The organism is Kineosporiaceae bacterium (genome assembly GCA_016713225.1).
Taxonomy (GTDB): domain Bacteria; phylum Actinomycetota; class Actinomycetes; order Actinomycetales; family Kineosporiaceae; genus JADJPO01.
Genome location: JADJPO010000001.1, coordinates 786,824 through 808,660 on the forward strand (window position 1 = coordinate 786,824; position 21,837 = coordinate 808,660).

The following is a 21,837-nucleotide window of genomic DNA, read 5'->3' on the forward strand; positions in this document are numbered from 1 at the left end:
CGTCCGGCACGGTCAGTTCGTCGAAGGAGCCCCGCGTCATGACCCAGCCGATCACCCAGCCGATCACCTACGCCTCCGCGGGCGTGGACGTCGAGGCAGGCGACCGGGCGGTCGAACTGATGCGCGACTCGGTGGCGCGTACCCATATCGCGGCCAAGGCCGCCGGGGTGACCGTGCTGGGGGGCATCGGTGCCTTCGCGGGGCTGGTCGATGTCTCGATGCTGCGCGACTACGCCCATCCGGTGTTGGCCACCAGCACGGACGGCGTGGGTACGAAGGTGGCGGTGGCCCAGGCCCTCGACCGGCACGACACCGTGGGGTTCGACCTGGTCGCCATGGTGGTCGACGACATCGTGGTCTGCGGGGCCCGCCCGTTGTTCATGACCGACTACATCGCCTGTGGCCAGGTGGTGCCGGAGCGGATCGCCGCCATCGTCTCGGGGATCGCGGCGGCGTGTGAGCAGGCCGGGTGTGCCCTGGTCGGTGGTGAGACGGCCGAGCACCCGGGCCTGCTCGGCCCCTCGGAGTACGACCTGGCCGGTGCTGCCGTCGGGGTGGTCGAGGCCGATGCCCTGCTCGGCCCGCACCGGGTGCGTGCCGGGGACGTCGTCCTGGCGTTGGGCTCGTCCGGACTGCACTCCAACGGGTACTCGCTGGTACGCCGGGTGATCGCCGAGGCCGGGTGGACCTATCACCGCCACGTCGCCGACCTGGGGCACACCGTGGGCGAGGAGCTCCTGACCCCGACCCGGGTCTACGCGGCCGACATGGTCGACCTGGCTCAGGTGCTCGGCGCCGACCTGCGTGCCCTCTCACACGTCACCGGCGGCGGTCTGGCGGCCAACCTGGCGCGGGTCCTGCCGGCGGGTGTGCTGGCTCGACTCGACCGCTCCAGCTGGACGCCACCGCCCGTCTTCGACCTGGTCCGCCGACTGGGGCGGGTGCCGCTGGGCGATCTGGAGCGCACCCTGAACATGGGCGTGGGCATGGTGGCCGTCGTGGCGCCGGAGGCCGTGGACGCCGCGCTGGAGCGCCTGCGCGGGCGAGGCCTGGCGGCCTGGGTGATCGGCGAGGTGGGAACACCGGAGGATGCGCCGTCACACGAGGTCGTTCAAGGCACCAAGGGTGTCGACGGTGGTGCCGTGGAGATGACCGGGAGCTACGCCTCGCAGGGCTGATCCGGTCACGGAGGACCAGGCATGCGTGTACGCCTGCCTGGTGACGTCAGCGGCTGCTGCCGGCCGTCCATCCCCCGTACCCGTCGTCGTCGGCGTCGTCGTCATCCTCGTCGGAGTACTCGTCCTCGAGGAGGTCGTCTTCGTCGCCGGCAACCGGTGCGTGGTCGTTCGAGCCCGAGAGCTCTCGCTGGAGGGCCGTGTAGTCGGTGTTCGGGCTGAAGTACTTCAGCTGCCGAGCCACCTTCGTCTGCTTGGCCTTCTGACGGCCGCGCCCCATGGCGTCGACCCCCTCATGCATCGATCCGGGGCAGGCGCCCATGGCGGGGCCCCGGATGTTGGTCGTCAGTATGTCGTGCCCGTAACCGTACATCGTTGCCGCGCCGCTGGCATCCCGGCTGGTAGGAGTCACACGAGTTGTCCGTGGTGACCCGGCGAGGCGGTGTCGGGGCCGTCCCTGCGACCCCCGGACGGCCCGCGATGGCGGTGTGACCGCACGGATGAGCGCCCGATGACGGATCGGCCCATCCCGCGGTCCCCCGAAGAGGGGAAATTGGTCGCCAAAGCCGCAGATCGTCCGGAAACGTCGGCCCCGCCGCTAGCATCGGGTTTGCGTTGGAAACGTTGTTCAAGCAGTTGAGCGGTTGGTGCCCGGGCGGTGATCCGGTGGCCGGATCCACGACGTTCAGCGGTGTGACAACTACCCCAAGTGCTCCAAATGGGCGGTCCTGCCGCCTGAACGGCCGATATCCGGCGGAATGGCTCCGCTTCGCCCGCAGCACACGGCACCATGTAGGTAATCGGGGGTTCCCGCCCCGTTCCTGGAGGATCACATGACCACCCGTTCGCCCGACGCCGAGCCGCTGCTCACGCCGGCCGAGGTTGCCGCCCTCTTCCGTGTCGACCCCAAGACGGTCACCCGGTGGGCCAAGGCCGGCAAGCTCTCCTCGATCCGTACCCTCGGCGGACACCGCCGCTATCGCGAGTCCGAGGTTCGAGCACTGCTCGCGGGGATCCCCCAGCAGCGCGTCGACGAGTCCTGACACCGTCGGGGCAACCGGCCAGGATGCCCCGGCAGCACAGTTGCCGTTCACCGGGAGGACACCCTCGGTGAACGGCAACTGTGCGTCTGGCGATTGTCTGCACCAGCCCGACACGCGTCAGGGCCGTCGACCTTGACCCGGCCCGGGCGGGCTGGCCCAATGTCCGCGTGAAGGAGTTCGTGTACTTCCTCGGCGGGCAACCCCCCTACGACAGCCTCGACCTCGACGATCTGGAGCGCCTCGCGGACTCCGTCGAGGCCGAGTACTTCCCCGCGGGCGCCGAGGTGGTCACCGAGGGCCAGGACCCGCTGCAGCATCTCTGGGTGGTGCGAACCGGGTCGGTCGAGGTGCTCGACCACGGTCGGGTGATCGACCAGTTGCACGCCGGGGACACCTTCGGGCAGGTGTCGTTGTTCAGCGGCGAGCCGCCGAGACTGACCGTGCGGGCACTCGACGACTGCCTGGTCTACCGCCTGAACGACCCCCGGTCGGTGGTCTCGCGCCCCGAGCGGCTGCGCTTCGCCGCATATGGGTCGTTGGTGCAGCGCGGCCGGGTGTCCGCCAGCCCCACCGGGCTGCGTGACCGAGCGTTGGTGCCGGTCAGCACCTTCGGTCGCCCCCTGGTGCGCTGCGCGGCGTCCGAGACGGTGGCCGAGGTCGCGGCCCGGATCGAGAAGGAACGGCAGTCGTGTGCCGTGATCACCTTCCCGGACGGGTTCGGCATCGTCACCGATGCCGACTTCCGCAAGAAGGTCGGCACCGGACAGGTGCCACCAGAGGCCGAGATCGGCGTCCTGGCCACCCGACCCGCGCTGAGCGTCCCCGAGGACACCCCGCTGGCCACCGCCTTCCTCGAGATGGTCGAGCGTGGCGTCCATCACCTGCTGCTCACCGATGGCGCGGATCTGCCCACGGCCGTCGTCCGGGTCGTCGACCTCGCCTCGGCCGAGGTGCGTGATCCCCTGGTGGTTCGCGCGGCGATCGACTCCGCGGCCTCCTTGGCCGACTTGGCCCAGGCGGTCTCGCTGCTTCCCGGAACCGCGGTGGAGCTGTTCGACGCTGCCGTGCCACCGGTTCGCATCGGTGGGCTGCTGTCGGCGGTGCTCGACTCGGTGCTGCGCCGGCTGCTGATCCTGAGCCCGATGAACCTGGACGTGCGGACCTCCTGGATCGTGCTCGGCTCTCTGGCCCGCCGCGAGGTGTTGCCGACCTCGGACGTCGACACCGCCCTGGTGTGGGCCGACCCACCCGAGGGCACGGGAGACATCGCTGCTCAGGTGCGCCAGGCGGCGTCCGGGGTGTTGGACGATCTGGAGAAGACCGGCCTACGGCGCTGTGCGGACGGCGCCAACGCCGACAACGCGCGCTTCTCGCGGTCGCTGACAGGTTGGCGCGAAGCGACCGTGGGGTGGTTGCGCGATGCCGGGCAGGACAGCGCCCTGCTGCTGTCGACCATGCTGGCCGACAGCCGCCCGATCAGTTCGACCGACCTCGGCCTGCAGGTCACCGACACGCTCATGGCGACCGGGCGCACCCCGCAGTTCCTGCGCATGCTGCTGGAGTACACCCTGTCCTCGCGCCCTCCGACGGGCTTCGTGCGCGACTTCGTCGTGGAGCACTCCGGTGAGCACCGGGGACAGCTCAATCTCAAGCGTGGTGGGCTGCGCCCGGTCACCTCGCTGGGCCGCTGGGTCGCCGTGGTCTCGGGCGACGTCCGCGGGTCGACGCCGGAGCGGTTGCGCCGCGCAGCCGAGGCCAAGCTGCTGAGCGTGGACGAGAGCGAGACCCTGATCGGGGCGCACGAGCAGATCTACGGGCTGCTGCTCGAGATGGAGGTCGAGTCGTTGCGCGCCGGCACACCGGTGTCGACCTACATCGCGCCCGGAACGCTGGACTCGCTGACCCGACGCCACCTGCGGGAGTCGTTCCGCGCCATCGCGGGGGTCCAGAACCGACTGGAGTCGAACTGGCAGGGCCAGCTGCCCGGAATGACGACATGACCCCTCCCGCCAGGGACGGCGTCGCCGCGTCGCTGTCGGGGGGTGTGCCGTGGGGATGCTGAGCCGATTCGCGCGTCGTCCGGCCGTCGCGACGGTTCCCGGCTGGGACAGCCTCGAACGGCCCTGGCGTGAGGCGGAGTTCTGCGTCGTCGACCTGGAGGCCACGGGCCTGGACCTGCGTCAGGACGAGATCGTCTCCTACGGCGCGGTGATCGTCCGTGCCGGGCGGATCGTGGCGAACAGCTGCCGCTACGGATTGGTCAAGCCCACCCGGCCGGTCAGCGAGGGCGCCCTGATCGTGCATGCCCTGAGCGCCGCCGAGCTGGTCGATGCCCCGCCGCTGTCCGCCTGCGCCGAGGTGCTCGCCGAGCTGATGCAGGGCCGGGCTCTGGTGGCTCACGCCGCCTGGGTCGAACGGGCCTTTCTGAAACGGGCGTTCGCGACCCGGGGGCTGCGCCTGGACGGTCCGATCGTGGACACGGCGGCCCTGGCCCGCGAGCTCTACCTGGCACCGAGGGCACCCGGCAGCACCGAGCCGAGCCTGGAGCGGCTGGCCGTGGATCTCGGTCTGCCGGTGCACCCGCCTCACCATGCCCTCGGTGATGCCTTGACCACCGCCCAGTTGTTGTTGGCGTTCGCGACCAAGCTCGAGGCCCAGGGACCGCAAACCGTCCGGTCGCTGACCGAGATCAGTCGGCGGCGGGTGCTGCACTGAATCATCGCCGGTGGTCGCCGGTCGTCGTCGGGGTGGCGAGGGGTTGCGCCGGGCCACCGGACGGGTGACACGATGCCCGTCATGCAGCTCGACAGTTTGCTCGCCCGCCCCGATACTCCGGTCGCGGTCGTGGCTGGGGGTGGTTCGGGGCTCGGCGAGGCGACGACGCGGGCACTGCACCGGTCCGGGTTCGCCGTGGTCGTGCTCGACCTCGTCGGCTCGGCGGCCGCCGCGGTGGCCGCCGACCTGGGGGAGCGGGCCGCCTTCGTGCCCGGCGATGTGACCCGCCCGGACGACGTCACCGCGGCCCTGGACGCCGCCGCAGGCCTCGGCACGCTGCGGGTCACGGTCAACTGTGCCGGGATCGCCCCACCGATGCGCATCCTGGGCCGCCGAGGGGTGCACTCGCTGGAGGTGTTCAGCCAGGTGGTGACCGTCAATCTGATCGGGACGTTCAACCTGCTGCGCCTGGCGGCCGAACGGATCGCCACCGCCGAACCCCTGGACGGCGAGCGTGGCGTGATCGTCAACACCGCCTCGGTGGCGGCCTTCGACGGCCAGATCGGACAGGCGGCCTATGCGGCGTCCAAGGGGGGCGTCGTCGGACTGACCCTGCCGGCGGCCCGTGACCTGGCGCCCTCGCTGATCCGGGTGGTCACCATCGCGCCGGGAACCTTCGACACCCCGATGGTGGCGGGGCTGCCCGAGGACGCCAGGGCCTCACTCGGGCACCAGACCCCGCACCCGGCGCGGCTGGGCCGGCCGTCCGAGTTCGCCGACCTGGTGGTGCACGTGGTGTCCAACGCGATGATCAACGGTGAGGTGATCAGGCTGGACGGCGCGCTGCGGCTGGCGCCCCGCTGAGCCTGCGATCGCCGCAGTTCGCATCAAGGTGCTCGGCCCGACGTCCGAGGAGATAGCGACACGGTCCACCTGTCGTCTCGTCTGGAGTTGTGCCGCATGAGGGTCACCGTTGCCCGTCGCCTGACTGCCGCCGCCCTGATCGGGATCGGAGCCATCACCCTGGTCGGTGGCATCGCTCTCTACGGAGGGCAGCGACAGTCCCAGACCGCTCAGACCATGGCCAGGGTCAGCGCAGGGATGTCACGTCAGTGGAACGCCGACATGATGCACGACGGCATCCGGGCCGACGTGATGTCCGCGCTCTACGCGACCAGCCCAGCAGAGCGCACGAGTCTGGACGTCGAGGGTGTGGGCGAGAAGGCCACGGACATGGTGGCGCACCTCCGGGCCGCTGCGGCTGCCGCCCCGGCCCCGTTGCAGGCCGAGTACGCCGACGCGTTGCCCGCGGTGCAGCAGTACGGCGAGCTCGCCACCCAACTCGTCTCGCTCGCCGGGCGTGACCGCGCCGCGGCACAGCGGCGGCTACCGGTGTTCCTGCAGCAGTTCGACGCCCTCGAGGAGTCGCTGGGGCGCATCGACGAGGACATGCTCGCCGCCGTCGAGGATCAGCAGCGGCAGATGCTGTCCACCGCCCGCACGGCGCGCTGGCTCACGCTGGGGATCGGTGGCGGGACGATCGCCGTCCTGGCGGTGTTCAGTTGGATCCTCGGCCGCACCATCGTGACCTCGGTGCGACGGGTCGAGAGCGCCCTGCTCCAGGTGGCCGAGGGCGATCTGACGGTGCGGGTGCCGGTGACGACCCGGGACGAACTGGGCACCATGTCCCGCGCGGTGAACGTGGCCCTGGAACGGATCGGCGAGACCATCACGGACGCCGGAGCGGCCGCCGCGGCACTGGCCACCGAGTGTTCGGGGTTGAACCAGCTCTCGACCAGCCTCGGCAGGGCTGCTTCCATGACGGCGGGGCAGACCCATGAGGCCAGCAACTCGGTTCGTGACGTGAGCGATCACGTCCGGGCGATGTCGGAGGCCACCGAGCAGATGGAGGCCGCGATCGGCGAGATCGCCGGCCAGACGGCGACGGCGTCCACCGTGGCTGCCGAGGCGGCACGTGGGGCCTCGGCCACTCGAGCCACGGTCGTCGAACTGAACCGGGCCAGCGAGGAGATCGGTGAGATCGTGCAGGCGATCACGGCGATCGCCGAGCAGACGAACCTGCTGGCGTTGAACGCCACCATCGAAGCGGCGCGTGCCGGCGAGGCCGGCAAGGGGTTCGCGGTCGTCGCCACCGAGGTCAAGGAACTCGCGCAGGAGACCGGCCGGGCCACCCAGGACATCACCGACAAGATCAGCACCATCCAGTCGATCACCGCTGCCGCGGCCGAGTCGATCGCCGACATCACCGCGGTGATCGACCGGATCAACGAGAACACCGGCATGATCGCTGCCGCGGTGGAGCAGCAATCGGCCACCACCTCCGAGATCAACCGCAACGTCAGCGAGGTCTCGCGCGGCGCCGACCGGATCAACGCCAGCATGCACGACATCGCGGGATCGACGGGGGAAACCTCCCGCGGCGCCGACGAGACCGAGCGGGTGGCGGTCGCGCTGTCGGCGGTGGCTGTTCAGGTCAACGCGCAGATCCGCCGGTTCACGGTCTGATCTGCTCGCACTCGGGGTGGCTGGTCGGTGGGCTGGTCGGGTGGCCGGTCGGGTGGCCGTCAGTGGTTCTCGTCGAGCATCCGTCCCAGGAAGGCCCTTGTGCGGTCGTGGCGCGGATTGCTGATCACCTGGGCGGGGGGTCCCTTCTCGACCACCACACCGTCCGCCATGAACACCACCTCGTCGGCGACGTCCCGGGCGAAGCTCATCTCGTGGGTCACCACGATCATGGTCATGCCGTCGACGGCGAGCTCGCGCATCACGGCGAGCACCTCACCGACCAGCTCCGGGTCCAGCGCCGAGGTGGGCTCGTCGAACAGCATCAGCTTGGGCCGCATGGCCAGCGCCCGGGCGATCGCCACCCGCTGTTGCTGTCCGCCGGACAGCTGCCCCGGGTAGGCGGCGGGCTTGTCCTGCAGCCCGACACGTTCCAGCAGCTTCAGAGCGCGCTCGCGCACTTCACCGGCCGGTTCCCGTTTGACCTGGATCGGCGCCTCCATCACGTTCTCCAGCGCCGTCTTGTGCGGGAACAGGTTGAACCGCTGGAACACCATGCCGATGTCGCGCCGCTGCGCGGCGATCTGCTTGTCGGTCAACCGGTGCAGCCGGCCGCCCTGATCCCGGTAGCCCATCAGCTCGCCGTCCACCCAGATCCGGCCGCCGTCGATGGTCTCGAGCTGGTTGATGCAGCGCAGGAAGGTGGTCTTGCCCGACCCCGACGGGCCGAGCAGGCAGACCACCTGGCCGGCGCTGACGTCCATGTCGATGCCCTGGAGCACCTTGGTGCCGTGAAAGGCCTTGGTGACGTTGACCGCGTGCACCAGCGGCATGCCGGACGAGGTGGGTTCCACTGCCGTCATCAGGCACCTCCCATACCCGCGCCGCGGGCGAAGCGGGGGTTCTTGGGTTTGGCCTCACCGAACCCGCGACCGAAGTAGCGCTCGAGGTAGGTCTGTACCACCATCAGCAGCGAGCAGATGATCAGATACCACAGCGTGGCCGCCACCAGGGCAGGCATGATCTTGAAGGCCCGCTGGCCGAATTGATAGGCCTGGTAGTAGAGCTCGACGATCACCGGGACGGCCACCAGCAGCGAGGTGTCCTTGACCATGGCGATGGTCTCGTTGCCGGTCGGTGGCACGATCACCCGCATCGCCTGGGGCAGCACGATGCGGCGCATGGTGCGATTGGTGCTCATGCCCAGCGCCTGGGCCGCTTCGCGCTGGCCCGGGTCGACCGACAGGATGCCTGCGCGCGCGATCTCGGCCATGTAGGCGGCCTCGGACAGGCCCAGGCCGAGGATGCCGACCCAGATCGTGCTCGAGATCCGGTTCCAGTCCAGCCCGAAGAAGGTCATGTCCCAGCCCAGGCCGAGTGCGGCCGAGATCTGTTGCCCGAACGGGATGCCGATGCGGATCTCGGGGTAGAGGAAGGCGACCCCGACGCCGAGGATCACCAGCAGGACGTAGCGCGGCATGGCCCGGAAGAACCAGGTGTAGACGAAGGACACCCCCCGCAGCACCGGGTTGTCGGACAGCCGCATGATGGCGATCACGACACCGAGTCCGACCCCCAGCAGCATCGAGCCGACGGTGCCCACGATCGTGCCCAGCCACAGGCCGTTGATCACCGGTCGCTGCTGCATGATCTGGAAGGCGAACGGGAAGTCCCACCGCGGGTTGGTCACCACCGAGTTGATCATCATGGCGACCAGGACGGCGATCCCGGCGATCGCCACCCAGCGACCCGGGTGCCGGACCGGCCGGGCGTCGATGACGCCCGGCCGATCGGTGTCGGTCATCGAGGTCACGGGTTGACCTTGAAGTCCGTGATCGCTCCCGACTCGTTGCCCCAGGTGGCCAGTGCCTGCTTGTAGTTGCCCGCGGCGTCCAGCGCCTTCAGCGCGTCGGCGATGGCCTGCGCGAAGTCGGTCTGCTTCTTGTCGATCACGAAGCCGTACGGGGCGGCGTCGTAGATGTCGCCGGCCGCCTCGAGCTGACCGCCGGTCTCCTTGGCGGCCCACAGGCCCACCGGGGAGTCGGCCAGCATGGCGTCGGCCTTGCCGGAGATGACCGAGGTGGTCACCTTGCCCTGGTCGGCGTCCACGATCGGGTTGATCGCCGGCTTGCCCGCCGCGACGCATGCCTTGCTCTTGGCCGGCAGGTCCTCGTCGGCCTGCACCGTGCCGGTCTGCACGCCGATGTTCAGGCCGCAGGCGTTGTTCGGGTCGACCTTCTTCGGGTTGCCCTTGGGCACGATCCACTGGGTGCCGGCATTGAAGTAGCTCACCATGTTGACCTGCTGCTTGCGCTTGTCGTTGATGGTGAAGCTCGAGACGCCGACGTCGTACTTTCCGCTGCTCACCCCGAGGATGATCGAGTCGAACTTGGCCGGCACCCACTCCACGGTGACGCCCAGCTTCTGAGCCACGGCGTTGAAGATGTCGACGTCCATGCCCTTGACCGTCTTGCCATCGGTGTCCAGGAACTCGTTCGGGGCGTAGGTCGCGTCGGTCCCCACGACGATCTTGCCCGCGGTCTTGATCTTCTCCGGCAGCCTGGCGGCCAGGGCGTCGTCCTTGCCGGCGGCGGACGGTGAGGCGGCCGCGCTGGCGGAGGTGGACGGCTGCGACAGCGAGTCGGAGCCGCAGGCGGTCAGACCGGTCGTGGCGGTCAGCCCGGCCAGCAGGAGAAGGGGAAGGGTGCGACGACGCATCAGGCGCTCCAGCAGTGACGACAGATCCGGCGGCCGGGCCGGCGCGCCGGCGGATGTGCTCCGAGCCTGCCCCATGACGGCCCCGGGCGGCAGGTGGACGGGCCCTCGGAAATGAACCTGTGATCCCTGTGGGGAACGGAAACGATCGATCGGATGGGCGATCCGGTGACGAATGACGCCTCAGTGTGAGCGGCCGATGCCGAGCTCCAGCGCGGCCGACACCGGGTCGGCAGTGACGTGCGTCGCGCCCACCTCGGCGGCGAATCGGCCGTCGGCGCCGCGTCCGGCGAGCACCAGGCGCCGGCCGTGGGCCAGGTCGCGCAAGTCGTCGCGGATCGCCTCGAACCGCTCGGGGTGCGTGGCCGCCAGGACGACCAGCGCCGGGTCGGCGGTCTGGGCGGCCTCGGTCAGGGCTCGTCCGGGGGTGTCCGCGCCCAGGTAGAGCACCCTCCAACCCATGCGGTGAAGGGTCACTCCGAAGATCATCAACGGCAGGTCGTGGGGTTCTCGTGGGGGACAGGCAACCAGGGCCAGCGGGCCGCTGCCGCTACCCCAACCGGTGGCGAGGGCGGCGAGCCGGCCGCGGATCAGATTGCTGGCGAAGTGCTCCTGGGGCACGCTCGCCTCGCCGCGCGCCCAGCGCTCACCCAGGTCGTGCAGATAGGGCAGGACGACGTCGCGCAGCACCGTGGTCACGGCCAGTTCGCTGAAGAGTCGATCGAGGACGGCGTGCGCCGACTGCTCGTCGAAGCGGGCCAGGGCGACCGTGAGTTGACGGACCCCGACCGCCACGGAGCCCTGATCGACACTCTCGTGAGCGGGCTCCGCGACGGCACCGACGGGCTCGACGTGGTCGGTCAGGGTCGGTGCCGGAGTTCCGGCCAGGGCGGTCTCCGCCGCCTCGGCCGCGGACAGGCCGGTGGTCATCAGGGTGGTCATCCGGCGCACCACGGCTTCGTCCCGGGGGGAGTAGAGGCGGTACCCACCGGTCGAGCGGATCGGCTGCAGGAGTCCGTAGCGGCTCTCCCAGGCACGCAGGGTGTGCTCGCTGACCCCCACGCGTCGACTGAGTTCGCCGATGCGTATCAGGGGGGAGGGGGTGATGGCTGCGCTCACGGCGGTGATTCTATCTACCTTCGACAAACATTTGACAGAGTCTCTACACGTGTCTAGCGTGGGGATTCCTCCGCCGAAGAATCCCCACTCCGGGCACCTGGCTCGGCCCGGGCTCGAGACGAGGCGACACGTGACCACAGGCCCTGACAGCACCGATCCCCTCCCCGCGCACCGACCGGCTCCGCCGGCCGTGCGTGGTGCCCGTCCCTCGGTGGCCGTGGTGGGGTCCGGGGTGGCCGGCCTGACCGCCGCTCACCTGCTGTCACGCACTCACGACGTCGTCCTCTTCGAGGCAGAGGATCGGTGGGGTGGGCACGCGCACACCCACCACCTGGTGGGGGCGACCGGAGTGCGACACGCGGTGGACTCCGGGTTCATCGTGCACAACGACCGCACCTACCCGGCGTTGCGCCGGCTGTTCGCCGAACTCGAGGTCGCCGTGCGCCCGACCGAGATGAGCATGAGCGTGCGCTGCCGGGGGTGCGGCCTGGAGTACGCCGGTGGCCGGGGAGCCGGTGGCATCCTGGCTCAGGGCCGACGGGCGGTCGACCCCTCCTTCGTGCGCATGCTCGTGCAGGTGAAGCGGTTCCATCGCGTCGCCGGCGCCTTCCTGCGCTCGGGCGACGACAGGACGACCTATGGGGAGTTCCTCGCCGGTAACGGATTCGACGCCTACTTCATCGCGCACTATGCGGTACCCGTCGTCTCGTGTGTCTGGTCGACCGGCCGGGCGCTGTCACTCGAGTACCCCGCCCACTACCTGTTCCGGTTCCTCGAGCACCACGGCATGTTGTCCGTGGGCAACTCGCCCCAGTGGTTCACCGTGCAGGGCGGCTCGGCCGTCTACGTCCAACGCATCGTCGAGCGACTCCCCGACGTCCGATCGGGATGCCCCGTGGTGAACGTGAACCGGACCTCTGAGGGCGTCCAGATCCATGACGCCACCGGGCGTCGCACGACGGTCGACCGCGTCGTGATCGCCACGCATCCCGATCAGGCGCTGGACCTGCTCGCCGACCCGACCCAGCTCGAGATCGACACCCTGAAGGCCTTCGTCTACTCCCGCAACAGCGCGGTGCTGCACACCGACACCTCGATCCTGCCGAACGCGCCACGGGCGCGGGCCTCCTGGAACTACTCCATGTCCGAGTGCTGGGTCGCCGACGCCCCCACCCAGGTCACCTACTGGTCCAATCGGTTGCAGGGGATCACCGAGTCCGATCCCTATCTGGTGACGCTGAACGACGGCGACCGAATCGCCTCGGAGGCCGTCCTGGCGCGCATGGAGTACACCCACCCCGTCTACACCCGCGAGGTGATCGCCGCTCAGGCGCGGCTGCCGCAGTTGGCCACCGATCGCACCGTGTTCGCCGGTGCCTATCACGGCTTCGGATTCCACGAGGACGGCTGCGCCTCGGGGGTGGCGGCCGCGGCGCACTTCGGGGTCCACTGGTGAGCCAGCCCGTCACCTCGTGGGAGGTCTCGCCGGGGCTGGTGCTGCCGGCTCTGGTCCGCGGCACCGTGACACACCACCGTCACCGACCGGTGGTGGACGGCTTCCGTCACGGTGCATACCTGTGGTTGGTCGATCTCGACTCGCTGCCCGTGCTGCCCTGGCCGCTGCGTCCGTTCGCGGGTTTCCGCAGTGGGGATCACTTCGGTGACCCCGCGCTGCCCATTCGCGAGAACGTCCTGAACTTCTTACGGCTCGAGGGGATTCAGCTCGATCAGCGGTGCCGGGTGGTCATGCTGTCCGGCGCACGCGTGCTGGGGTACCTGTTCGACCCGATCTCGGTCTTCTGGTGCTACTCCGGTGACGGCACCCTCGAGTGCGTGCTGGCCGAGGTGCACAACACCTACGGCGAGCGTCACGTCTACGTGGTGCGCCCCGATGCCGATGGCAACGCCGTGGTGGGCAAGGAGTTCTACGTCTCGCCGTTCTTCGAGGTGACCGGCGAGTACACCCTGACCTTCGGCCTCACCGCGCAGCAGGTCGCCACCTCCGTGGTGCTGCGCCGGGATGGCCGGGTGGAGTTCTCGGGCTCGTTCCGGGGGGTTCCACGCCCGGCGACACCGGGTGCCGTGGTGCGCACGGTGTTCCGTCACCCCGTGATGCCGCAGCGGGTGTCGGCCCTGATCCGCTGGCACGGCATCCGGCTCTGGCTGCGTCGCCTCCCGGTGATTCCTCGTCCGAACCATGTCCCGCAGAAAGGAATCGGATCGTGAGCTGTTCCTCTGCCGCTCCCTGGCCGGCCATTGCCTCGGTGCCTGGGCCCCACGTCGGTGCACGTCTGGCGCGGTGGTTGTTCGACCAGGCTGCGCACAGCGTTCCGGTGCGGGTGCGCTACCCCGACGGACGATTGGTCGGCGGTGCCGCCGAGCAGTATGGGGCACCCGAGTTCGTCGTGGTCCGTCCGGCGGCGTTCTTCTCCCGCCTGGCCCGGGACACGAAGATCGGCTTCGGTGAGGCCTACATGGCCGGTGACTGGCGAGCCGGTGACGGGTGCGATCTGGCCGACCTGTTGACCCCGTTCGCGGCACGGTTGGGATCGCTGGTCCCTCGTCCGGTGCAACGACTGCGGGCACTGGTCGATCGCCCGTTGCCGACCGAACACGAGAACACCGTCGGTGGTGCCCGGAGCAACATCGCGGCGCACTACGACCTCAGCAACGAGTTGTTCGCCGCCTTCCTCGACCCGACGATGACGTACTCCAGCGCCTGGTTCCCCGAGGGCAGCCCGCGGGCGAGCCTGGCCGACCTCGAGGTCGGCCAGCTCCACAAGATCGACGCCATGCTCGACCTGGCTCAGGTGCGCGCCGGCAGCACCGTGCTCGAGATCGGCAGCGGGTGGGGGGCGCTGGCCATCCGGGCGGCCCAGCGCGGCGCCCGGGTGCTCACGGTGACGCTGTCCGAGGAGCAGCTGGCCGAGGCTCGGCGGCGCATCGATGCCCAGGGCCTGGCCGACCGAGTCGAGGTGCGGCTGCAGGACTATCGCGAGGTGAGCGGCCGTTTCGACGCCATCGTGAGCGTCGAGATGCTCGAAGCGGTCGGAGAGGCGTACTGGCCCACCTACTTCGCGGGCCTCGACCGGCTGCTCGCGCCGGGTGGTACAGCGGCGATCCAGACCATCACCATGCCTCACGAACGGGTGTTGGCCACCCGGCACACCTTCGGCTGGGTGCAGAAGTACATCTTCCCCGGCGGCCTGATCCCGTCGCTCCGACTGGTCGAACAGACCCTGGCCCAGCACACCGGGCTGCAGATCGCCGCCCGGCGGGATCTGGGCGGGCACTATGCGGACACGCTGAGGTTGTGGCGCAACCAGTTCATGGAGAACTGGGCCGAGATCCAGGGACAGGGCTTCGACCACACCTTCCGGCGTATGTGGGAGCTGTACCTCGCCTACAGCGAGGCCGGGTTCCGGTCGGGGTACCTCGACGTCAGTCAACTGCAACTGCGGCGGACGGCGTGAGCGCGCTCGCCGGACGCGTCGCGTGGGTCGTCGGTGCCTCGAGCGGCATCGGCGCGGCCGTGGCACGAGAACTGGCCGATCGTGGTGCGCGGGTGGCGATCTCGGCCCGTCGGGCCGATCAGCTCGAGGATGTCGCCGGGGGCCGCATGCTCGTCGTCCCCGCCGATGTCACCGATCGGGCGGCGATGGCGGCAGCGGCTGCCACGGTGGCTGCCGAGCTGGGGCCTCTCGACCTGGTGGTGATCTCGGCCGGCTACTGGAGCGCGATGCGGGCCACCGAGTGGGACGCCGACGAGTTCGAGCGGCACGTCGAGGTCAATCTCGGCGGTACCAACAACACCCTGGCGGCGGTGTTGCCGGGCATGCTCGCGCGGGGCAGCGGGGTGGTGGCCGGCATCGCCTCGGTGGCCGGGTACCGGGGCCTGGCCGGCTCGGAGGCCTACGGCGCCACGAAGGCCGCCCAGATCAACCTGTTCGAGGCGTTGCGGATCTCGCTGGGCCGGCGGGGCATCGGGGTGGTCACCATCTGCCCGGGGTTCGTACGAACCGAGATGACCGACCGCAACCGATTCCCGATGCCGTTCCTGATCGACGCGGACGCGGCGGGGCGGGCGATCTGTGACGGTCTCGAGCGGGGGCGTCACGAGATCGTCTTCCCACTGCCGATGGCTGTGGTGATGAAGCTCGCCCGGTTCGTGCCGGTGCGGGTATGGGCCTGGTTGTGGCGTCGAGAGGGTTGAGCGAGATGCACATTCGACGAGTGGTTCAGGTTCCGGTCGCGGTGCCCGTGGTCTTCGGCTACCTGGCCGACTTCACCACCACCACCGAGTGGGATCCCGGCACGGTGCGCACCGAGCTGATCGACGGTGACGGCGGTGTGGGGACCCGGTATCGCAACACCTCACGTTTCTTGGGCCGTCAGACAGAACTGATCTATACCGTCGCGGAACACGTTGCCCCGCAACGCATCAGGCTACGGGGGGTGAACAAGACGGTGACCGCGATCGACGTCATGGAGTTTCGTGAGGTCGACGGTGGCACCGAGGTGACCTACATCGCCGACTTCACCTTCGTCGGCGTGGCCCGGTTCCTCGGTCCGCTGATCGGCCCGGCGCTACAGCGGCTGGGCAACGAGGCCGCGGTCGGCATGCGCAGAGCCCTGATGACACTCGCCTGACCCCCGGTGATCATGCAATCCGTGCACAAACCCGCCGTGATCATGCAAACGATGCACAAAACGTGCACGGATTGCATGATCACGGAGGTCTAGAGTGCGATCAGCAGGTCGGCCCGGTCGCGGGTCGTGGCGATCACCCGCGCGTTCGCCTCGTCGCTGCGGAACACCCACTCCCGCGCAGCCTGCGGTGACCGGCCGTGCGCCACGTGACGGGCGATCAGGCGTTCCAGCCGGACGTCGTCCGGCGGGTCGATGTACCAGCACGCGTCCAACAACGGCCGGACGCCCACCCACGCCCCGGTGTCCAGCAACAGGTAGTTGCCCTCGACCAGGATCAACGGCACCTCGGGTGCGATCGGGATCGCGCCCGCGATCGGCTCCTCGATCTCGCGCCGGAACTCCGGTGCGTAGACCACCTCGGGCGGCGCGCCGTCGTCCTGCGCATCGGGCCGGGCGACCCGGCGGAGCAGGGCGACGAACCCGGCCGCATCGAAGGTGTCCGGTGCACCCTTGCGCTCGGCGCGTCCCAGCCGCTCCAGCTCGGCCTGCGCCAGGTGATAGCCGTCCATCGGCAGTACCACGGCGCTGCCGGCGGGCAGGGCCTCGACCATCGCGGCCGACACCGTCGACTTGCCGCAGCCCGGAGGCCCGGTCAGCCCGAGCACGATGCGGCGGCCGCTCCCGGCGCGATCCAGCAGATGGCGCACCCGCTCGACGGCGCCCGCGAGGTCGGTCCGTTCCGGCGCCCCGCTCACGATGCATCCTCGACTCGCCCGCCCATGGCGTCACAGTGGCACAAGCCCGGCGCCCCACGCTGGGTAGCGCGTGCCGGTGGGGCTAGGGTTACACCCCTGTATCGGTACGCAACCGACCATTGGTGCGGTTTCTCGGGAGGCCGGCATGTCCGTCAACGATCAGGGTTCCGGGGGATTCGATGCCCAGGCCGGGCCTCCCGCGGGCGACCGCGGCGGTCCGCAGTCGGCGCGGATCTACGACTACCTGCTGGGCGGCAAGGACAACTACCCACCGGACCGTGCGGTCGGCGATGCCCTGATCCAGCAGGTTCCGGCGCTGCCGGTGATGGTCCGAGCGCAGCGCGCCTTCCTGGCGCGCGCCGTCCGGTACCTCGTCGCCGAGGCGGGGGTGCGGCAGTTCCTCGACATCGGCACCGGCATTCCGACCGCAGACAACGTGCACGAGGTGGCGCAGTCCCTGGCCCCGGAGTGTCGAGTCCTCTACGTCGACAACGACCCCATCGTGCTGGCGCACGCGCGGGCGCTGATGACCAGCACCCCGCAGGGAGCCACGGCCTTCGTGATGGCCGACATCCGTGACACCGCGTCGGTGCTCGAGCACCCCAACCTGGCGGCGACGCTGGACCGGGACCGGCCGGTGGCCCTGATGTTGCTGGGCATCCTGCATCACCTGCGGGACGACGACGATCCCTACGGGTTGGTGGCGCGCCTGGTCGAGTGGTTGCCGTCCGGCAGCTACGTGGCGATCGCGGGCCCGGGGTCCGACTTCGACGAGGCCGCGATGGCTGCCGTCGCGGCGTCGGCCGAGGCGTCGGGGGTGCCGTACGTGGCCCGATCCCGGGCGCAGACCGAACAGTTCCTGAGCGGGCTCGACCTGGTGGACCCCGGGGTGGTGCCGATCCCGCAGTGGCGACCGGACTCTGCTGACCTGCCCGAGGTGTTCGGCTGGGCCGCCGTGGCACGCAAGCCCTAGGTCGATCCAGAGTTGTCCCGACAGTCGGTGGACAGCAGGCCGCCCGGGCCGGTGACCACCTGGTCGATCTGAACCGGTCCGACGACCATGCTGACCACCACGGCGCTGCGGTCGAGTACCTCGGCGGGCGAGTCCGCCCAGCGTGCACCCTGTTCATTCCACGCTCATCGCGTCACCGTGGCACGGGGCTCGCGGGCGTGCGGCGCGGTCGGCTGGGTTCACCGATCACGTCACTTCGCCCACGTTCCGTGGTGATATCACGCAGCGTAGCGAGAACTTGTCAATCCCGGGGGTGGTGTGGCAGTGTTGCCACTGCACCGGCGCCGATGGCGCCGGTGCACCAGTTTTGGGGGCTGATGAAGGCGTTTTCGCTTGGGAGGCAAGTCATTCGGCAGTGGCAGATGCATATGCATCTGCCCGAGAATCAGCCCTCTGCGGCGGCCGGTCGAGCGGGTGCGGTGACCCTCTGCCTCACGTTGTCATCACTTTAGGTAGTTGAATAGAGGCGCAGGCATTCCCTGAACGGACGGAATTGTCCTCCTCGTCGTGCACGGAGCGTTCGCGGCGGCGGTGACCAGCTGTACACGGGGGCGGCGCCATCCGTCCGATTCCGAGCGTCACATGAAGAGCGCGCGGACTCGGGGAGGTCAGGTCACCCGTGTCCGCGCGCCGATGGGGGGCGCAGGCTGTGGTCAGCCGGCTGCGGTGTGGTCCAACAGGAAGTCGAAGTCGCCGTCCTTGACGCCGAGGATCAGCGCCTCGATCTCGGCATCCGTGTAGATGAGCACCGGGCCGTGAGGGTCTCGTGAGTTGCGCACGGCCACGCCGTCCGTCTCGAGCCTGGCCATCTCGACGCAGTTCCCGGTGGGGCCACTGCGGCGGCTCTTGGTCCAGGCGAGGGAGCCGAGCGCTGCGCCGGACATCCCGTTGATGATCGCCGACATGGTGGCGGTCCCTTCCCGAGTAGAGATCTTCGCCTGCAGATGCATGTGCATTCACTCGTGCATCTGCGATTTCGCGACGATAGACCCGTGACGGTGCGTAGGGCAAATCAGCCGTTCGGATGACCTCGAGTAATCAGCTCTCCGTGAGCAGGTCTCCGATGAACGTGACGGTTTCCTCCGGCAGCAGCGCTTCGACGCACAACAGGTCCATGACCTCGGCGTATCGGCTCACGTGATCCGGCCGATCCAGGTACAGCGCGCTCAGCAGGTGCTCGACGTAGACGACGTCGGGTAGGTCGGTCTCGCCGAAACGGAGCATGGTGAAGGCCCCGCCGGCGGCGGCGTGGACATGACGGGTCAACGGAAGTACCTGAATGGTGATGTGCCCGAGAGTGGCCAGATCCAGCAGGTGCTCCAGTTGGCCACGACGTACCTTCTCCGAGCCCACCGGACGACGGAGCGCCGCCTCCTCGACCACCGCCCAGACGTGCGGTCCATTCGGGCGGGTCAGCAGCTGCTTGCGGACGGCGCGCAACGCCACCGCTCGCTCGACCTCGGGCTCGGTCGGCTGGGGCAACGCCGTGGCGATGACGGCGCGGCTGTAGTCGTCGGTCTGCATCAGACCCGGGACGAAGTGGGTCTCGTAGGTGCGGATCCGGGTGGCCGCCTGTTCCAGGCCGATGTAGTCCTGGAACCAGTCCGGCAACACGTCCTCGTAGGCTCGCCACCAGCCCGGCCGGTTGGCCTCACGCAGCAGTGACAGGACGCCGGAGCGTTCGGCGGGGTCGGTGACGCCGTAGTAGACCAGCAGGTCGGCGACGTCCCGCTCCTTGAACGAGACCTTGCCGAGCTCGAGCCGGCTCATCTTCGACTCGGAGGCGCGGATCGTGTACCCGGCGTCCGCGCGGGAGATTCCCCGCTGCTCACGGAGCCGTCGCAGGCGCGCGCCGAGCATCATGCGTCGTGCGGTCACGCTGCTCTGGGACTGCTCCGTCATCCCGACCTCCGGTGCACAGTCTGTCACTGCGCGAACATCCTGGGCGAGAAACCGTGCCCCTTCGCCGACGATGCGTGCTTTGTGTACGCGAGAGACTACTGACAGAACGCAGTTCCGTAGTGGCCACTCTGAACCACGAGGGCAACGGTCGTATCACGCCCGGTGCTGGTGACCTCCACCCTTCATGACGCTCCCCACGCCTGTCGACCCGATGCCCGAGTCAGCTGTCCCCGCCCCGGCCTTGCCCGCCGGACGCTACGGCGTGTTCGCCGGCCGGGTGCTCGACACCCGCCGTGAAGGTGGCCGTGACACCCCGCACTATCAGGTCCACCTGGTCGACGACAGCGGGGTGCACGCCCGGCTCGCGGTCAACGTGCAGTCGCAGCAGTCGCCCTCCGAGCTGCTCTACCTGGTCCAGGACGACTTCCGACACCCGATCACGTCCCGGTTGCCCGCTGCCGGCTCTGGTTGGGCCTCACTGCTTCCCGGTGCCGAGGGAGCGCATCTCGACTATGTGCGGGGCAACCTGTTCGACCCCGCGGCGATGCGGCTGCTGCCGGCCGACGCCGACGGCGAGGACAACGATCTGGCCGACCTGTTCGACCACTACCTGCGCCGGGCCGCCGGGGACGCCACGATCGCGGTGTACGCCCTGGGCGCGAGTTGGGGACCGGAGCCCTCGGCGGACAAGATCTTCGGTTTCACCCCCGGTCGCGGGGTGCACGACATCCACATGAACCAGGGCAACAGTGCCGCCTTCGCCCGGGACGACGGTGTCTGGCAGGACGGCGGCCTGTTGCTGCACCTCACCGGCGAGAACCGATGGGTGGCGATCTTCCTGGCCTTCCAGAGCCAGTCCTGGCACACGGACGACGTGACCGGGCACGCGATCCCCGATGCCCCGCCGCGCCCCACCCCGGGCAGCGAGCCGGTGCGGATCATCGCGGCGCTGGTCAACCCATCGGGTCCGGCGCCCGAGGCCGAGACCGTCACCATGCTCAACGCCTCACCGACGCCCGTCGACCTGAGCGGGTGGTCGATCGTCGACCGGGCGGGCGGGCACGCCCCGCTGCCGGCGGGTCAGTTGGCTCCCGGCGCCGTCCTGGTGCTGACCCCCGGCGCCGCGGTCGCCCTGGGCAACCGCGGTGGCACCATCACGCTGCTCGATGCCGCCGGTCTCAAGGTGCACGGCGTCGCCTACACCGCCGACCAGGCCCGTCAGGAGGGTTGGACCCTCACCTTCTGACGCCCACCCCGTCCCCACCCCATCCCCGGGCGCTCGGCCCGGTTCGGGATACTCGCGACGTGACCACCCACGTCCTGACCCTGTCCTGCCCGGATCGGCCCGGCATCGTGCATGCCGTCACCGGAGCGATCGTCGAGGCCGGTGGGAACATCACCTCCAGCCAGCAGTTCGAGGACCCCGGCTCCGGCACGTTCTTCATGCGGGTGGCCGTCGCGCCGGCCCACCACCGGGTGGAGACGCCGAACGGGGCAGGGGCGAAGGATGCCGCGGTCGAGGCCTTCGGGGCGGGCTTTCGGTCGGCCATCGAGCCGGTGGCCGCCGAGTTCGCGATGACCTGGCAGGTGCACCGCTCGCAGCGGCGCACCCGCACGCTGGTGATGGTGAGCCTGGGCGGGCACTGCCTGAACGACCTGCTGTTCCGAGCCCGCAGCGGCGGCTTGCCGATCGACGTCCCGGCCGTGGTCAGCAACCACACCGCGCTGGCTCCGTTGGCGGAGTTCTACGGCGTGCCGTTCCACCACGTGCCGGTGGCAGGAGGGGTCGACGGCGCCGCGAGCAAGCGCGCCGCCGAGTCGAGACTGCGCGGGCTGATCGACGAACTGGAGGTCGAACTCGTCGTCCTGGCCCGGTACATGCAGGTGCTCTCGGACGACCTGTGCGGCTCGATGCCGGGACGAATGATCAACATCCACCACTCGTTCCTGCCGAGCTTCAAGGGAGCCAAGCCGTACCACCAGGCCCACGCGCGCGGAGTCAAGATCGTCGGCGCCACGGCGCACTACGTCACCCCCGACCTCGACGAGGGGCCGATCATCGAGCAGGACGTGTTGCGGGTCGATCACGGGATGAGTGCCGACGACTTCGCCGCCGCCGGCCGGGACGTCGAGGCGCAGGTGCTCTCGCGCGCCGTCCGGTGGCACACCGAACACCGGGTGCTGCTGAACCGGGCCAGTACCGTGGTGTTCCGCTGAGTCTGGTGAGT

The 21,837-nt window shown here is 69.6% G+C and carries 22 protein-coding genes; 14 read left to right on the forward strand and 8 right to left on the reverse strand.

All coding sequences use genetic code 11. The annotated features are described in order from the left end of the window. The first annotated feature begins 38 nt into the window (after nt 1-38). Nucleotides 39-1,178, forward strand: a complete 1,140-nt coding sequence (locus IPK24_03565) for a phosphoribosylformylglycinamidine cyclo-ligase (GenBank protein MBK8074652.1) — start codon at nt 39-41, stop codon at nt 1,176-1,178. A gap of 46 nt (nt 1,179-1,224) precedes the next feature. Here the strand turns inward: IPK24_03565 and IPK24_03570 are convergent, their stop codons facing one another. Further along, nucleotides 1,225-1,455, reverse strand: a complete 231-nt coding sequence (locus IPK24_03570; GenBank protein MBK8074653.1) for a DUF3073 domain-containing protein — start codon at nt 1,453-1,455, stop codon at nt 1,225-1,227. A gap of 553 nt (nt 1,456-2,008) precedes the next feature. Here IPK24_03570 and bldC point away from each other — a divergent pair. The 5 genes from bldC (at nt 2,009) to IPK24_03595 (ending at nt 7,459) form a co-directional block, all read left to right on the forward strand. Beyond that, nucleotides 2,009-2,218, forward strand: a complete 210-nt coding sequence (gene bldC, locus IPK24_03575; protein MBK8074654.1) for a developmental transcriptional regulator BldC — start codon at nt 2,009-2,011, stop codon at nt 2,216-2,218. 167 nt (nt 2,219-2,385) lie between these two features. Beyond that, nucleotides 2,386-4,218: a cyclic nucleotide-binding domain-containing protein gene (locus IPK24_03580; protein ID MBK8074655.1), complete on the forward strand. Its 1,833-nt coding sequence runs from the start codon at nt 2,386-2,388 to the stop codon at nt 4,216-4,218. 55 nt (nt 4,219-4,273) lie between these two features. Then, the gene (locus tag IPK24_03585) at nt 4,274-4,933 is read left to right on the forward strand and encodes a 3'-5' exonuclease (protein MBK8074656.1); all 660 of its coding nucleotides are present in this window, start codon (nt 4,274-4,276) and stop codon (nt 4,931-4,933) included. Nucleotides 4,934-5,014: 81 nt separating this feature from the next. Further along, the gene (locus tag IPK24_03590) at nt 5,015-5,797 is read left to right on the forward strand and encodes an SDR family NAD(P)-dependent oxidoreductase (GenBank protein ID MBK8074657.1); all 783 of its coding nucleotides are present in this window, start codon (nt 5,015-5,017) and stop codon (nt 5,795-5,797) included. Between the two features lie 96 nt (nt 5,798-5,893). Continuing rightward, nucleotides 5,894-7,459, forward strand: a complete 1,566-nt coding sequence (locus IPK24_03595) for a methyl-accepting chemotaxis protein (protein ID MBK8074658.1) — start codon at nt 5,894-5,896, stop codon at nt 7,457-7,459. A gap of 59 nt (nt 7,460-7,518) precedes the next feature. Here the strand turns inward: IPK24_03595 and IPK24_03600 are convergent, their stop codons facing one another. The 4 genes from IPK24_03600 to IPK24_03615 all read right to left on the reverse strand — a co-directional run bounded on the left by IPK24_03600 (nt 7,519) and on the right by IPK24_03615 (nt 11,290). After that, the gene (locus IPK24_03600) at nt 7,519-8,289 is read right to left on the reverse strand and encodes an amino acid ABC transporter ATP-binding protein (protein ID MBK8074659.1); all 771 of its coding nucleotides are present in this window, start codon (nt 8,287-8,289) and stop codon (nt 7,519-7,521) included. A gap of 29 nt (nt 8,290-8,318) precedes the next feature. Continuing rightward, nucleotides 8,319-9,260, reverse strand: coding sequence for an amino acid ABC transporter permease (locus IPK24_03605; protein MBK8074660.1), 942 nt, complete (start codon nt 9,258-9,260; stop codon nt 8,319-8,321). 5 nt (nt 9,261-9,265) lie between these two features. Continuing rightward, entirely contained in the window at nt 9,266-10,174 is a 909-nt protein-coding gene (locus IPK24_03610; GenBank protein ID MBK8074661.1) for an ABC transporter substrate-binding protein, read from the reverse strand. Nucleotides 10,175-10,354: 180 nt separating this feature from the next. Beyond that, nucleotides 10,355-11,290, reverse strand: a complete 936-nt coding sequence (locus tag IPK24_03615; GenBank protein ID MBK8074662.1) for a MerR family transcriptional regulator — start codon at nt 11,288-11,290, stop codon at nt 10,355-10,357. Between IPK24_03615 and IPK24_03620 the strand changes: the two genes are divergently transcribed. From IPK24_03620 to IPK24_03640, 5 genes are read left to right on the forward strand one after another with little or no spacing between them, the layout of a single operon-like run. Then, complete coding sequence (locus IPK24_03620) at nt 11,277-12,746, forward strand: FAD-dependent oxidoreductase (protein ID MBK8074663.1); 1,470 nt, start codon at nt 11,277-11,279, stop codon at nt 12,744-12,746. The genes IPK24_03615 and IPK24_03620 overlap by 14 nt on opposite strands. A 41-nt stretch (nt 12,747-12,787) precedes the next feature. Further along, nucleotides 12,788-13,516, forward strand: a complete 729-nt coding sequence (locus IPK24_03625) for a DUF1365 domain-containing protein (protein MBK8074664.1) — start codon at nt 12,788-12,790, stop codon at nt 13,514-13,516. Next, nucleotides 13,513-14,763 carry a class I SAM-dependent methyltransferase gene (locus tag IPK24_03630; protein ID MBK8074665.1) on the forward strand — a complete coding sequence of 417 codons (1,251 nt, stop codon included), beginning with the start codon at nt 13,513-13,515 and terminating at the stop codon, nt 14,761-14,763. The genes IPK24_03625 and IPK24_03630 overlap by 4 nt, the downstream gene beginning before the upstream one ends. Beyond that, nucleotides 14,760-15,503, forward strand: coding sequence for an SDR family NAD(P)-dependent oxidoreductase (locus IPK24_03635; GenBank protein MBK8074666.1), 744 nt, complete (start codon nt 14,760-14,762; stop codon nt 15,501-15,503). The genes IPK24_03630 and IPK24_03635 overlap by 4 nt, the downstream gene beginning before the upstream one ends. A gap of 5 nt (nt 15,504-15,508) precedes the next feature. Beyond that, entirely contained in the window at nt 15,509-15,940 is a 432-nt protein-coding gene (locus IPK24_03640) for an SRPBCC family protein (protein MBK8074667.1), read from the forward strand. A gap of 89 nt (nt 15,941-16,029) precedes the next feature. Here the strand turns inward: IPK24_03640 and IPK24_03645 are convergent, their stop codons facing one another. Next, nucleotides 16,030-16,695 (reverse strand): nucleoside/nucleotide kinase family protein, encoded by a 666-nt coding sequence (locus IPK24_03645; GenBank protein ID MBK8074668.1) that lies wholly within the window; start codon nt 16,693-16,695, stop codon nt 16,030-16,032. Between the two features lie 145 nt (nt 16,696-16,840). Here IPK24_03645 and IPK24_03650 point away from each other — a divergent pair, with 145 nt between their 5' ends. After that, the gene (locus IPK24_03650) at nt 16,841-17,668 is read left to right on the forward strand and encodes an SAM-dependent methyltransferase (GenBank protein ID MBK8074669.1); all 828 of its coding nucleotides are present in this window, start codon (nt 16,841-16,843) and stop codon (nt 17,666-17,668) included. A gap of 692 nt (nt 17,669-18,360) precedes the next feature. On the opposite strand, the gene IPK24_03655 is transcribed toward IPK24_03650, so the two are convergent. Then, nucleotides 18,361-18,612, reverse strand: a complete 252-nt coding sequence (locus tag IPK24_03655; GenBank protein MBK8074670.1) for a DUF397 domain-containing protein — start codon at nt 18,610-18,612, stop codon at nt 18,361-18,363. A gap of 133 nt (nt 18,613-18,745) precedes the next feature. Continuing rightward, nucleotides 18,746-19,609: a helix-turn-helix domain-containing protein gene (locus IPK24_03660; protein ID MBK8074671.1), complete on the reverse strand. Its 864-nt coding sequence runs from the start codon at nt 19,607-19,609 to the stop codon at nt 18,746-18,748. A gap of 241 nt (nt 19,610-19,850) precedes the next feature. On the opposite strand from IPK24_03660, the gene IPK24_03665 reads away from it, so the two are divergent. Together IPK24_03665 and purU are read left to right on the forward strand one after the other, a co-directional pair. Next, nucleotides 19,851-20,855 carry a DUF2278 family protein gene (locus tag IPK24_03665; protein MBK8074672.1) on the forward strand — a complete coding sequence of 335 codons (1,005 nt, stop codon included), beginning with the start codon at nt 19,851-19,853 and terminating at the stop codon, nt 20,853-20,855. A gap of 59 nt (nt 20,856-20,914) precedes the next feature. Then, nucleotides 20,915-21,826 (forward strand): formyltetrahydrofolate deformylase, encoded by a 912-nt coding sequence (gene purU / locus IPK24_03670; protein MBK8074673.1) that lies wholly within the window; start codon nt 20,915-20,917, stop codon nt 21,824-21,826. Nucleotides 21,827-21,837 lie beyond the last annotated feature (11 nt).

Coding starts and splice junctions, on each gene's coding strand:
- IPK24_03565 (MBK8074652.1), top strand. CDS start 39: ATGACCCAGCCGATCACCCAGCCGATCACCTACGCCTCCGCGGGCGTG.
- IPK24_03570 (MBK8074653.1), bottom strand. CDS start 1,455: ATGGGGCGCGGCCGTCAGAAGGCCAAGCAGACGAAGGTGGCTCGGCAG.
- bldC (MBK8074654.1), top strand. CDS start 2,009: ATGACCACCCGTTCGCCCGACGCCGAGCCGCTGCTCACGCCGGCCGAG.
- IPK24_03585 (MBK8074656.1), top strand. CDS start 4,274: ATGCTGAGCCGATTCGCGCGTCGTCCGGCCGTCGCGACGGTTCCCGGC.
- IPK24_03590 (MBK8074657.1), top strand. CDS start 5,015: ATGCAGCTCGACAGTTTGCTCGCCCGCCCCGATACTCCGGTCGCGGTC.
- IPK24_03595 (MBK8074658.1), top strand. CDS start 5,894: ATGAGGGTCACCGTTGCCCGTCGCCTGACTGCCGCCGCCCTGATCGGG.
- IPK24_03600 (MBK8074659.1), bottom strand. CDS start 8,289: ATGCCGCTGGTGCACGCGGTCAACGTCACCAAGGCCTTTCACGGCACC.
- IPK24_03605 (MBK8074660.1), bottom strand. CDS start 9,260: ATGACCGACACCGATCGGCCGGGCGTCATCGACGCCCGGCCGGTCCGG.
- IPK24_03610 (MBK8074661.1), bottom strand. CDS start 10,174: ATGCGTCGTCGCACCCTTCCCCTTCTCCTGCTGGCCGGGCTGACCGCC.
- IPK24_03620 (MBK8074663.1), top strand. CDS start 11,277: ATGGCTGCGCTCACGGCGGTGATTCTATCTACCTTCGACAAACATTTG.
- IPK24_03640 (MBK8074667.1), top strand. CDS start 15,509: ATGCACATTCGACGAGTGGTTCAGGTTCCGGTCGCGGTGCCCGTGGTC.
- IPK24_03650 (MBK8074669.1), top strand. CDS start 16,841: ATGTCCGTCAACGATCAGGGTTCCGGGGGATTCGATGCCCAGGCCGGG.
- IPK24_03655 (MBK8074670.1), bottom strand. CDS start 18,612: ATGTCGGCGATCATCAACGGGATGTCCGGCGCAGCGCTCGGCTCCCTC.
- IPK24_03660 (MBK8074671.1), bottom strand. CDS start 19,609: ATGACGGAGCAGTCCCAGAGCAGCGTGACCGCACGACGCATGATGCTC.